This is a genomic window from Kosmotoga arenicorallina S304, from assembly GCF_001636545.1.
GTDB classification, from domain to species: domain Bacteria; phylum Thermotogota; class Thermotogae; order Petrotogales; family Kosmotogaceae; genus Kosmotoga_B; species Kosmotoga_B arenicorallina.
On sequence record NZ_JFHK01000002.1, the window covers coordinates 180,016 to 192,099 of the forward strand.

A 12,084-nucleotide genomic window follows, 5' to 3' on the forward strand; every position below is an offset into this window, starting at 1 on the left:
GGAGGTGTACGAATGCCTGAAAAAGGTTACAATGCTGAAAGTATAAAAATACTCAAAGGTCTTGACCCCGTAAGAAAAAGACCCGGTATGTATATAGGTTCAACGGGAAAGGCTGGACTTCATCACCTTGTGTATGAAGTCGTTGATAACAGTATCGATGAAGTTGTAGCAGGATTTTGTGATCAGATAGAAGTTACTATCTTTGAAGATGGTACTGTGAGAGTAATGGACAACGGTAGAGGAATACCCGTTGATGTTCACCCTGATACAGGCACCAGTGCACTTGAAGTGGTAATGACAACCCTTCACGCTGGTGGCAAATTTTCGAAAGACAGCTATAAAATCAGCGGTGGTTTGCATGGTGTCGGTGTTTCCGTTGTAAATGCGCTTTCTGAATGGCTTGAAGTGAAAGTTCATAGGGAAGGCGAAATCTATCGCCAACGTTATGAAAGAGGTATTCCTGTAACACCTGTTGAGATAATAGGTAAAACAGATAAAAGGGGAACAGAAACCTGGTTTAAGCCTGACAAGCTTGTCTTCACGACCACCGATTTCGATTTTGACATTCTTGAATCGCGACTGAGGGAGCTTGCTTTTTTGAATCCCAGCGTGCGAATAATCTTTGAAGACAAAAGAATCAATGAAAAGCGCGCATTCCATTTTGAAGGCGGCATATCGGAATTTGTTAAATTCATGAACAGGAAGAAAACAGCTATCAACAAGGAGCCCTACTATATAGAAGGAACCTTCAACGATATAAAAGTTCAGCTTGCATTGCAATACACGACATCATTTGAAGAGCACATATTGACCTTTGTAAACAACATCAAGACGGTGGAAGGCGGAACTCACCTTACAGGGTTCAAGACGATTTTAACAAAACTCATAAACGATTACGCGAAAAAATTCAACATAATAAAAGAGAAAGACCCCAATTTACAGGGAGAAGATGTCAGGGAGGGCTTAACAGCAGTCTTGAGCATTTTCATCAAAGAACCCCAGTTCGAAGGACAGACAAAAGCCAAGCTTGGAAATGAGGAAGGCTATGAGGCGGTTATTAAGGTGCTCAGAGACAAGTTGCCGGAGGTCTTTGAATACAACCAGAAAGAAGTTAAGGCCATCATATCAAAAGCAGTAGATGCGGCCAAAGCGAGATTGGCAGCGAAAAAGGCCCGCGAGATGGTTAGAAGGAAAAATGCCCTTGAAAACACAACTCTTCCCGGCAAGCTGGCCGATTGTATCTCCCAGGACCTTGACAACACGGAATTGTTTATTGTTGAAGGTGACTCAGCTGGCGGCTCGGCAAAGCAGGCAAGAGACAGGGAATTCCAGGCTATATTGCCTTTGAGAGGTAAGATATTGAACGTGGAAAAAGCCAGTTTTGAAAAACTGCTGAAAAACGAGCAGATAAACAACATAATCGTTGCTGTGGGAACCGGGATCGGTGATGATTTGAACCTGGAAAAGTTGAGATACGGGAAGATCATAATCATGACAGATGCTGATGTGGACGGAGCACATATCAGAACGCTGATTTTAACGCTTCTGTATCGTTATATGACTCCACTCATTTCAACTGGTAGGGTTTATATAGCCCAGGCACCTCTTTACAAGGTGGAGCTCAATAGAAAGAAATATTACTTCTTCTCAGATGAGGAACTTGAAGCTTTCTCAAAGGAAAATGCCGGAAAAAGGCTAAACATCCAGAGATATAAAGGACTTGGCGAGATGAATCCCGATCAACTTTGGGAAACGACAATGGATCCTGTAAGAAGAAAACTAATAAGAATAGAGATGGAAGATGCCGAAGAAGCGGACAGGGTATTTAGCATATTAATGGGAAGCGAAGTGGGCGAGAGACGTGATTTTATCAAGCGCCATGCCCTGTCAGTTGACAATCTCGACATCTGATGTGCTATGCTAAGGCGAAGAGTTATCGCCCTTCTTCTTTGTATTGAGGTAATATGGATTATATCGCTAGCTAATATGTTAGTTGAAGTGGTCTTCACAGAGCCGCATGAAGTAGTAACCAGGCTCTATACATTGGATGATAACCAGGCGCGCAAGATAATTTTTCCTTACGCTTTCAGAAGAAAGTGGAGAATTGATATAATTATTCCACCGGGAGTCGAAAAAATAGGTGAAGGGAAGTATCTCCTTGACTCCGCCAGATACATAGTCTATCTGGACGGTAGATACTATTGGATGGGAAGAAAGCAATTGGTTGATTTTGCGGTTCAAGATGAAATTGAGCGCTTCCCAATAATAAGCGGCCTTGAATTCACCAAAGAAGAATCTGGATATACCCTGGCGAAATCCGATGAACCTTTTTTCAGAGTGATTGACTCCATCTATGGCAATACCATGTTTTTAAGGAGACTCTCTGGTGTGGATTATAAAAGCGGAACTCTTTTTTTCCGACGTGGAGTTGTTCTAAAGGTTTTCGATTGGGAAACTTTACTTGAAAAGCAACAGGAAGTAATTGAGGAAATAATCAATGCAGAAGATACTAGCGAATATTTACTTTTCAGTGATGGTAAACTGATGAGGGTGAGGTGACCGGAATGCCGCGGGGAAGAGATTATATAGTTTCAATTGATGTTGGAACTAACACCATCAAAGGCGTTGTGGTAAGCGTCGAACAATCGGGTCAGATCCTTCTTGAAGCTTACGGGAGCGTGAAATCCGTCGGTCTGGACAAAGGAGATGTCAAAGACGCCGTTGCTTTGAAGCAGTCGATCCAGAAGCTCATTGATGACTTAACAGGCCAGATGAAAAGGGAAATCGAAGCTGAATTTCGAATTAGTTTCACAGATGGCGCTTATTCGGTGTTTTCTGAAAGCATCGAGGAGATTTTGTCTGAAGAAAAGCCCATCGTGGTAACTCAAAATACGATAGACGACATTATGGCCGATATTGTTAAGAAAAAGCTTCAGGGGAATTTGAACATTCACAAGCGGTATGTCCGCAAGTACATTATTGACGATGAAAAAGTGGTGTTCAATCCCGTTGATATGTCCGCAAAAAAGCTCGACCTTGAAATGGTCTTCGTTTCCAGCGAAGGTGGTGCTACGGAGATATTTAGGCGCCTTTTCGAAGAACTTCTCGGGTCTGATGAGTTCCTGTTGCTCCCTTCTTTGATTTCCGGTGCAGAAGCGGTGCTAACAGATACTGAAAAACAGCATGGGGTAGCCTGTGTGACTCTCGGACATGCCTTTTCTGAGATGGTGATTTACAAGGAAAATCTTCCGATGCATATATGTAGAATTCCCGTTGGCGTGCGGCATATTGTGAGAGACATTGCTATGGTACTCGGAACATCCATGGATGAAGCAGAAAGGCTGCTTGTAACAAATGGCTATGCGAGTATGCACCCACCCTCATCTGAAAGCATTGTTGAGTATTTCGGACTTGACGAGCGCACCAGGAAACGAGTAACTGTCAAAAAGCTTTCCACAATTATCTACGCCAGAGTGAAAGAATTACTGAATAAAATCAGGAGAGAAATCCAGCTCTTCCTCAGTGAAAATAACCAGTTCATTGAAGAGGGAATCCCCGGTGGAATTGTTTTCACCGGCGGTGGAGCAAAACTGAGAGGGTTGAGCGATACAGGTATAGAATCGTTGAAAATGCCTGTGCGTGTAGGGACATATGATACGAGCTTTAATCCAAGAATCGAGAATGGGGAAGACACTGTAAACGATCCCATTTTCAGTTCCTGCCTTGGAAACCTTATTGGCGAACAGGAGTCAAACATGGTTGCACCTGTTCTTGGAGAACAGAGAAAAAGAAGGAGTTTTGTCGATTTCATAAAATCCCTCTTCTTCGGAGGTGTTGAAGATGAGTTTTGAAATAAATTACGGTAAAGACGATCAAAAAGTTAGACTCCCTGCCATTAAAGTAATAGGCGTTGGAGGTGCAGGCGGAAACGCCATTAACAGAATGATTTCGCAGGGTATTCACGGGGTAACCTTCATAGCCGCAAATACCGATGTGCAGGTTCTTGAAAACAACAAGGCTGACATCAAAATACAGCTTGGTAATCACCTGACCCGTGGGTTAGGAGCAGGCGGCGATCCTGAAATTGGTCGCCAGGCTGCTGAAGAAAGCCTTGATGAGATTGTCAAGTATATCGAAGACACCGATTTGCTTTTCATCACAGCGGGTATGGGCGGTGGTACTGGTACTGGTGCCGCTCCTGTGATCGCAAGAGCGGCAATGGATCTCGGGATATTGACCATCGCTGTGGTTACCACACCCTTTTTCTTCGAAGGAAACACGCGCCTGAAAGTTGCAGCAATGGGATTGAGAAATCTCCGGGATACTGTTGATACGCTTATCAGGATATCCAATAACAAGCTGCTTCAGGAATTGCCACCAAGTACTTCAATTGTTGATGCCTTTGCAAAAGCCGATGATACACTCCATCATGGCATAAAAGGTATTTCAGAGTTGATTACAAAACGTGGTTATATCAACCTCGATTTTGCTGATGTTGAGTCTATATTAAGGAAAGCTGGTACTGCAATGCTCGGAATAGGCATCGGGCACGGCGAGCGCCGAGCTGAAGATGCCGCCAGGGCGGCAATGGGAAGCAAACTTCTGGAAAAGCCCATTGACAACGCTATGGGAATAATCCTCAACGTATCTGCAAAAAACATAACGCTGCGAGAAATGAATATAGCGGCAGCCATTGTACGTCAAAATTGTAGCGAAGACGCCGATGTAAAACTCGGACTGATTGTTGATAACGATATGCCAGATGATGAACTGCACGTAACCCTTATTGCAGCTGGATTTGAAGCAGAAGAAGGCGAAATGATGGGCGACACGGCTGATATTCCAGCGATTTACCGATTTGGTCTGGACACACAGGAGGATGAAGAAGTTTGAGAATCTACAAAAGGCTTGGTGAACTTTTGCTTGAGCGCGGTTTGATAACACCCGGCGCCCTTCAGCAGGCCGTTTCGATTCAACAGAAAGTGGGGAAACCCCTTGGCGAAGTGCTTGTGGGTATGGGAATGATCTCCTGGGAAGATATCTATGCCGCCCTTTCCGATCAATACGGTATAGAACTCATGGAAGAAAGCCCCAACTTAATTCCCACTGAGCTGTTGAAAATGATTCCAAAATCAGTTGCCGAAAGGTTGAAGGTTATTCCGGTTGAATATTTGCCTGAGGAAGATACTCTGGTCGTTATTACCACCGATGTACTGAAAGTCCCCCAGATTCAAAAGGAAATTTCCTTCCTTACCGGGCATAAAGTAAAAGTATATCTCATAACTCCTCCGCTTTTTGACAATCTTTTCCATTCCAGTTATGAAGAAACGACTTCCAGCGAAATGATCGAGCACACCTTTGAAGCCGAAGAGGAAGACTTAATGGAAGAGGAGACCGAAGAAGGGGTCGAAGACACCCCTGTTGTCAAATTTATAAATTCTGTCCTTGATAATGCCATCAGAAGCGATGCCAGCGATATTCATCTTGAACCATACGAAAAGCTTGCTGTTACCCGGTTTAGAATAGATGGCGTTTTAAGAAAGATTCTCACATATCCTAAAAAAGCTCACAATTCAGTTGTCTCCAGAATAAAGGTCATGTGTGGACTTGACATTTCCGAGAGACGTCTTCCCCAGGACGGCAAATTCTTTTTGAAAAGAAGCGGTGGTGAGCAATACGATTTCAGGGTATCAACCATGCCCACTGTTCATGGCGAAAAGATCGTTATGAGAATTCTCAAAGTATCAAACGCAAAAAAGCAGCTTAACGAGCTTGGACTGAGCGATTATAATTTCAACCGTTTTGAAAGGCTCTTGAAAGCTCCTCATGGAATTATCCTCATTTCCGGGCCCACTGGAAGCGGTAAATCCACTACTCTGGTCGGTGTGCTTAACGAAGTTACTTCCGAAAAGGTTAATGTTGTTACCGCTGAAGATCCTGTTGAATATACCATCGATGGAGTTACCCAGTGTCAGGTCAACAGTGAGATTGGATTGACCTTTGCCAGGTATTTGAGATCCTTTTTGCGACAGGACCCGGATATAATAATGGTTGGTGAAATCAGAGATAGAGAAACAGCACAATTGGCTATTGAAGCGTCATTGACGGGACATCTTGTCTTTTCTACCATTCACACCAACAGCGCTGCTGGCGCTGTATCAAGGTTGATAAATATGGGTGTCGATGCTTATTTGCTGGGTGCTTCGTTGATCGGGGTCGTGGGACAAAGGCTTGTTCGAAAGTTATGCAGCAATTGCAAGGTGAAAATCCCCCTCAGGGACGAAGGAGTGAAGGTTGCCAGAAAGCTATTTCCGGACAGAAATGAATTCTTTGAATTCGTTTCCGGCTCTGGCTGTACAGAATGCCGTGGGACGGGATACAAAGGAAGAACCGCAATCCACGAAGTGCTGATAGTCGACGATAACATGAGGAAGTTGATAGTGAGAAATGCCTCTGATTTCGAGATAGAAAAATCAGCAAGGGAAACGGGGATGATTACGTTATACGAGGATGGGATCCTGAAAGTGGTCGAAGGGATTACCTCCGTAGAAGAAGTGAACAGAGTAGCCTTTGAAGTATGAAATGTTATGCAAAATTGCATAATGATGTATAAATAAATATACTCGGGAAGTTTTGCGATAAAAGAATTTCAGCAACTTCTTTTGGGAATAGTGCCGTTAGATAGCGGCTCTTTTTTTTGCTATCATTTAATAGATGTATACAAAGCAAATAGAGGAGGGAAAAGAAATGGCTTACAGAGTTCTTGTATGGGGCCTTGGAGCTATGGGAAGTGGCATTGCGAAGAATATCATGGAGAAAGAAGACCTCAGATTGGTTGGTGCAGTTGAACGTAACACCGAGATGTTTGACAAAGATGTTGGAATTGCCATTGGAGATAAAGAATACGGATGCAAGGTTTACAGTGATATTGAACTTGCTATCGAAAAGACCGAACCCGATATTGCCATTATTGCGACGAATTCATTTGTAAAAGAGGTACTGCCGAAGATTAAGATTGTAGCCAAACATCACGTGAATATAATTACAATTGCCGAAGAAATGGCATATCCCTTCCATTCTCACCCGGAAGAATCTGAGATTATCAATAGCATAGCTGTAAAAAATGGAGTTTCTATCCTTGGAACAGGGATTAATCCGGGTTTTGTATTGGATTTGCTGATCGTGACGCTTACCGGTGCCTGCCTGAATGTTGAAAGGATTGAAGCGCGTAGAGTTAATGACCTTTCGCCCTTTGGAAAAACTGTTATGGAAACCCAGGGAGTTGGAACAACTCCTGAGGAATTTGAAGAGGGTTTGAAAAAGGGCACTATTGTTGGCCATATTGGCTTCCAGCAATCCATCAGGATGATCGCAGATGCCCTTGGATGGGAGCTCACAAAAATTGAAGAGATCAGGGAACCCATTATTTCAAACACCGAGAGAAAAACCCCCGTTGTTCATGTAAAACCTGGAATGGTTGCAGGATGTAGGCATATCGGCCGCGGCTATATGGGAGACAAGAAAGTCATCGAGCTTGTCCACCCCCAGCAAATACATCCCGAGGTCGAAAACGTCGAAACAGGAGATTACATAGATATCTACGGCGACCCGGATATCCATATGAGTATAAAACCGGAAATTCCCGGCGGAAAGGGAACGATAGCCGTTGCTACAAATATGATTCCCCATGTTGTTGAAGCTGATCCGGGGCTATTGACAATGCTTGATTTGCCTGTCCCCAGTGCTCTTTTCAAAGAAATAAAGGGGTGATAACTTTGAAAGCCATAAAAGGGCAATGGGTACAGATTCACGCAGTTATTCTGAAGCCAGGAGAACGTGCTCCTCAGGTGCCAGAAGACACCAAAAAGGTGCCTTTGGAGATGCGCATCAAAGGCTATCTCTTAGATGAGGAAGCCGGCATAGGCGATTCCGTATGCATTGAGACCGCCTCTGGAAGAAAAGTTGAAGGGACTCTGGTTGCCATTGAACCAGAGTACACCCATAATTTCGGAAAACACGTTCCTGTTCTTGCTGAGATCGACCGGGAATTCTCTAAATTGATGAATTCTCTGAAAGAGAGTGAAAGAAAATGAAAGACAGATCATATAGCGCAGTAATGGCACGAAAGAATGAAATAATGAAAGACTCGGTAGGCATTGATTACGACAAGTATAGAATTACAGACATAGCCTTTGATTATGAACGAATGATGGAAGAAGTGGGCTATTCTCTTGAAGAAGTGGAAGAGATACAGCGCGAGACTGGTGTTGGAAATACCCCTTTAATTGAGCTAAAAAACATCACAAAACTTGTAAGGCAAATATCAGCCTCTGGGAGGGGCGCGAGGATATTTCTGAAGGATGAAGCTGCCAACCCATCGGGAAGTTTTAAAGATAGACGGGCTTCCATAAGTGTTTATAAAGCGAAGGAACTGGGTTTTAAAGGGGTTATTGCAGCGACCAGCGGAAACTACGGCGCAGCGGTGGCGTCCCAGGCAGCAAAAAGAGGATTGAAGTGCATTGTCGTTCAAGAAACTTTTGACAGCAGAGGTATTGGCCAGCCTGAAATACTGGAAAAGGGCAGAGCATGCGAAGCTTATGGCGCTGAGGTGGTTCAGCTCACTGTTGGTCCTGAGCTTTTTTACTATTTTTTGCTTCTCCTCGAAGAAACTGGATTTTTCAACGCCTCTTTATATACCCCGTACGGCATAGCTGGAGTTGAAACATTGGGTTATGAGCTTTCAAAGCAATGTAGAAACCTTACAGGGAAAGACCCTGACTATGTTGTTGTTACCCATGCTGGAGGCGGCAACCTCACGGGTACGGCGAGAGGCTTGCGTAAGGCTGGCGCTTACGAAACAAAAGTAGTTGGGGCAAGTGTGAATTTGAGTGGTTTGCACATGGCAAGCGATAGAGATTTCAACAGGAAATCTTTCACGACAGGGCATACCGGATTCGGTATTCCTTTCGCGGTGTATCCAGATAGGTCAGACGTCCCCAGGAATGCAGCCAGAGTGCTGCGTTATATGGACCGGTATCTTCTCGTAAGTCAGGGTGAAGTTTTTTATGTTACGGAAATGCTGGCGCGGCTTGAAGGTATGCTGCGCGGACCTGCTGGAAACACTTCATTGACAGCTGCTATAAGCCTTGCCAGGGAGCTGCCTGAAGATGCCGTCGTGGTGGTTCAGGAGACCGAATACACTGGTGCGGGAAAATTACCCAGCGCACAGCTTTCCTTTGCTATCGAAAACGGTGTCGAAGTTCTTAGAGGCGATCCTTTTGTTTTGGATAAACCCGGAAAGAGGATTGTCATTCCTGAAAAACCTGAGCAAATCAAAGCAATGGATTTTCCCCTTGACAGGTTGCGCAAGTCCTATCTAAAGGAACTCGTGAAGAGAGGTTATCATAAGTTAGCAGAGGAAGATTTGAAATTCCTTTCTGTTGACTTGCGGCTCAACGAAGATAAGATCGTAGAAATGTTCGAGGAGGTACTGAATAATGGCTGAAATGAGAAAAGATGATTTTTTGCAGAGAAGCAATCATCTTCAAAACATGACCGATGAAGAGCTTGATAGATATTTTTGGGAACTGGCCGAAAAGATTGTGGATCCTTTGATTGAGCTCGCAAGAACTCATACCAGTCCATCTATCGAACGCTCTGTTCTTTTGAGAATGGGTTTTAACAGCTTTGAGGCGAGAGCAATTGTAGAAAAGGTCTTTGACCTCGGATTGCTTGGAAAGGGTGCAGGGCATATTGTATACAGGGCGGCCTCTGAATTGAGAAAGCCAGTCCTTGAAACCGGCAAAGAACTTGCCTCCGGAGAGCACTGGGATATTATTGAAAGGCTCTTCAAGGGGGTGAAAGAATGACCTTGAAACCCAATGAAAAGCTCAAAGTAGAAGAAATACTGAAGGATCTTGAACATTATCGCCCAAGGAGAAGAGGCTGGAGCTGGAGGAAGCCACTTCCTGGAGGTACAAAAGTGGGCTATTTTGAATATGATCAGATCTCTGAACCTTTGCAAAACAGCATCCCTTTACCAGCAGCACATTATTTTGGAAACATAGATCCACAGCCAGACCCTGTCATAACTTCTGAAATAGCTTCGGGGAGATTTGAAGATGATATTAGGCGCATGAGGATGGCTGCCTGGCATGGCGCTGACCACATCATGGTCATTCGAACCCTGGGGCAAAGCCATATGGATGGGCTTATAGAAGGCACTCCCGAAGGGATCGGTGGCATCCCTATAACCCGAAAACAATTGCGTGCAACAAGAAAAGCCCTTGATATTATTGAAGATGAAGTGGGCAGGCCTATTAATTTTCATAGCTACGTGAGTGGAGTTGCAGGACCGGAAATTGCAGTTCTTTTCGCCGAAGAAGGGGTTAATGGCGCTCATCAAGACCCTCAGTATAATGTCCTTTATAGAGGTATAAACCCTATTAGATCCTTTGTCGATGCCGCTGTTGCAAAAAAAATCATGGCATGGGCGGGCATTTTACAGATAGATGGGGCGCACAATGCCAACGCATCGGCGAAAATGGCCTGGAAAGTAATGCCTGAGCTTTTAGTTCAGCATGCGATAAACTGTATCTTCTCTGTTAAAGCGGGCATGAAAAAAGAAAATATTGCCCTTTCCACAGTTCCACCTGTGGTTTCTCCCGCTCCTGAATTCAAAATGAATTTCATATACGCCCTGACTGTCAGGGAACTCTTCAAAGATTACAAATTCAGGGCGCAGATGAATACGCGCTATATTGAATCGGATCTTTTCGATGCTACGCGTATACATGTCCTTGATACCCTGATTTCAAGATTGACAAAGGCCGATCTCCAATCAACTATCACCCCTGATGAAGGCAGAAATGTCCCCTGGCACATAAACTCAATAAGAGGTGTGGAAACGGCAAAGCATACCTTGCTGGCCCTTGATGGAATAAAGGGCCTGCTGAAAGTAAATGAAGAAACTGTGAGACCAAAAATAAGGGAACTGAAAATGCGTGCAATATTGTTTATGGAAGAAATGCTGGAGATCGGTGGATACTTTGAGGCTGCGGAAAAGGGCTTTTTTGTTGATAACGGCTATTACCCCGAACGAATGGGAGATGGAATTGCCAGACCTAAAGATGTTGGTATTGGCGCTGGCAGTGTTGTTGCAAGGGAGCCTGACTACTTCGCCCCGGTTTGTGAGCATTTTGGCTATAACAATCTGCCAAAAAACCTTGAAAAGCCCTGTGATCTTATAGGAGGTTGTACTTTCCATAACCCTGATAAAATACAGTTCATAGATGAGCTTGATGAACGCGACAACGTTTATCTCAGATTGGAGAAGGTCATTGAAGAACGGGAAGAAGGGCTTCTCGCACCTGAGGTGGAATGGTGGCAGGACGGCTGGATACAGCTGGATATGACCATACCTGATGACGAACCTCATGCAGAGGCAGCCGCAATAGCTATCGCAAAGAAATTAGGGCTCCAAGAGCCTACGGTTATAAGCAAAACCCTGCTTCACCCGAGTGAAGGCACATACGTGGAACTCAAAGCAAAAGTTCCCTTTAAGCTGAAGCGTGAAGAACTCACATTGCCTGAAAAACCTAAAACCCTGCCGGAAGAGGAAATAAGCGAGTTCATCTCGAAACATCCCATGAAGGTCGTTGCCGGTACAGCTGGCAACGATGAACATTCAGTGGGAATTAGAGAGATTCTGGATATCAAACACGGAGGCATTGAGAAGTTCGGTATAAAGTATACTTATCTTGGCACAAGCGTTCCACCGGAGAAATTCATAGATGCGGCAATCGAAATCGGGGCTGATGCCATTTTAGTTTCCACGATAATAACCCACAATGATGTTCACGTTGAAAATATGAAAAAGATTCACGAACTGGCGATTGAAAAAGGGATCAGAGACAAAATAATTTTGATAGCCGGTGGTACCCAGATTAATAACGATTTGGCAGTAAGCTGTGGAATGGATGCTGGTTTTGGGCGTGGAACAAAGGGTATTCATGTTGCGAGTTTTCTTGTTAAGAGAAAAAGAGAAATGATTAAGTAACAACCGCAAGCTTTCGGGAGTGGCAA

Annotated in this window: 10 protein-coding genes; all 10 read left to right on the forward strand. The window is 44.2% G+C overall.

Features of this window, described 5'->3' with window-relative positions:
* The first annotated feature begins 12 nt into the window (after nucleotides 1-12).
* The 10 genes from gyrB to oraE all read left to right on the forward strand — a co-directional run bounded on the left by gyrB (nucleotide 13) and on the right by oraE (nucleotide 12,058).
* Entirely contained in the window at nucleotides 13-1,911 is a 1,899-nt protein-coding gene (gyrB, locus tag AT15_RS01150) for a DNA topoisomerase (ATP-hydrolyzing) subunit B (protein WP_068345502.1), read from the forward strand.
* 6 nt (nucleotides 1,912-1,917) lie between these two features.
* Entirely contained in the window at nucleotides 1,918-2,559 is a 642-nt protein-coding gene (locus AT15_RS01155; RefSeq protein ID WP_084251376.1) for a DUF4894 domain-containing protein, read from the forward strand.
* Between the two features lie 5 nt (nucleotides 2,560-2,564).
* Nucleotides 2,565-3,851 (forward strand): cell division protein FtsA, encoded by a 1,287-nt coding sequence (ftsA, locus tag AT15_RS01160; RefSeq protein ID WP_068345506.1) that lies wholly within the window; start codon nucleotides 2,565-2,567, stop codon nucleotides 3,849-3,851.
* Entirely contained in the window at nucleotides 3,841-4,893 is a 1,053-nt protein-coding gene (gene ftsZ, locus AT15_RS01165; RefSeq protein WP_068345508.1) for a cell division protein FtsZ, read from the forward strand. Before ftsA ends, ftsZ begins: the two co-directional genes overlap by 11 nt.
* A complete protein-coding gene (locus AT15_RS01170) occupies nucleotides 4,890-6,581 on the forward strand; it encodes a GspE/PulE family protein (protein WP_068345510.1) in 1,692 nt (563 codons plus the stop codon). The genes ftsZ and AT15_RS01170 overlap by 4 nt, the downstream gene beginning before the upstream one ends.
* Before the next feature lie 166 nt (nucleotides 6,582-6,747).
* Nucleotides 6,748-7,770: a 2,4-diaminopentanoate dehydrogenase gene (ord, locus tag AT15_RS01175; RefSeq protein WP_068345512.1), complete on the forward strand. Its 1,023-nt coding sequence runs from the start codon at nucleotides 6,748-6,750 to the stop codon at nucleotides 7,768-7,770.
* Nucleotides 7,771-7,775: 5 nt separating this feature from the next.
* Nucleotides 7,776-8,093: a 2-amino-4-oxopentanoate thiolase subunit OrtA gene (gene ortA, locus AT15_RS01180; RefSeq protein WP_068345513.1), complete on the forward strand. Its 318-nt coding sequence runs from the start codon at nucleotides 7,776-7,778 to the stop codon at nucleotides 8,091-8,093.
* Nucleotides 8,090-9,505: a 2-amino-4-oxopentanoate thiolase subunit OrtB gene (ortB, locus tag AT15_RS01185; protein ID WP_068345515.1), complete on the forward strand. Its 1,416-nt coding sequence runs from the start codon at nucleotides 8,090-8,092 to the stop codon at nucleotides 9,503-9,505. The genes ortA and ortB overlap by 4 nt, the downstream gene beginning before the upstream one ends.
* Nucleotides 9,498-9,869, forward strand: coding sequence for an ornithine aminomutase subunit alpha (locus AT15_RS01190; protein ID WP_068345517.1), 372 nt, complete (start codon nucleotides 9,498-9,500; stop codon nucleotides 9,867-9,869). The genes ortB and AT15_RS01190 overlap by 8 nt, the downstream gene beginning before the upstream one ends.
* Nucleotides 9,866-12,058, forward strand: coding sequence for a D-ornithine 4,5-aminomutase subunit OraE (gene oraE / locus AT15_RS01195; RefSeq protein WP_068345520.1), 2,193 nt, complete (start codon nucleotides 9,866-9,868; stop codon nucleotides 12,056-12,058). The genes AT15_RS01190 and oraE overlap by 4 nt, the downstream gene beginning before the upstream one ends.
* Nucleotides 12,059-12,084: the final 26 nt, after the last annotated feature.

Excerpts from the sequence above, each read along its gene's own strand:
- gyrB (WP_068345502.1), top strand. The coding sequence starts at position 13 with ATGCCTGAAAAAGGTTACAATGCTGAAAGTATAAAAATACTCAAAGGT.
- AT15_RS01155 (WP_084251376.1), top strand. The coding sequence starts at position 1,918 with ATGCTAAGGCGAAGAGTTATCGCCCTTCTTCTTTGTATTGAGGTAATA.
- ftsA (WP_068345506.1), top strand. The coding sequence starts at position 2,565 with ATGCCGCGGGGAAGAGATTATATAGTTTCAATTGATGTTGGAACTAAC.
- ftsZ (WP_068345508.1), top strand. The coding sequence starts at position 3,841 with ATGAGTTTTGAAATAAATTACGGTAAAGACGATCAAAAAGTTAGACTC.
- ord (WP_068345512.1), top strand. The coding sequence starts at position 6,748 with ATGGCTTACAGAGTTCTTGTATGGGGCCTTGGAGCTATGGGAAGTGGC.
- ortB (WP_068345515.1), top strand. The coding sequence starts at position 8,090 with ATGAAAGACAGATCATATAGCGCAGTAATGGCACGAAAGAATGAAATA.
- AT15_RS01190 (WP_068345517.1), top strand. The coding sequence starts at position 9,498 with ATGGCTGAAATGAGAAAAGATGATTTTTTGCAGAGAAGCAATCATCTT.
- oraE (WP_068345520.1), top strand. The coding sequence starts at position 9,866 with ATGACCTTGAAACCCAATGAAAAGCTCAAAGTAGAAGAAATACTGAAG.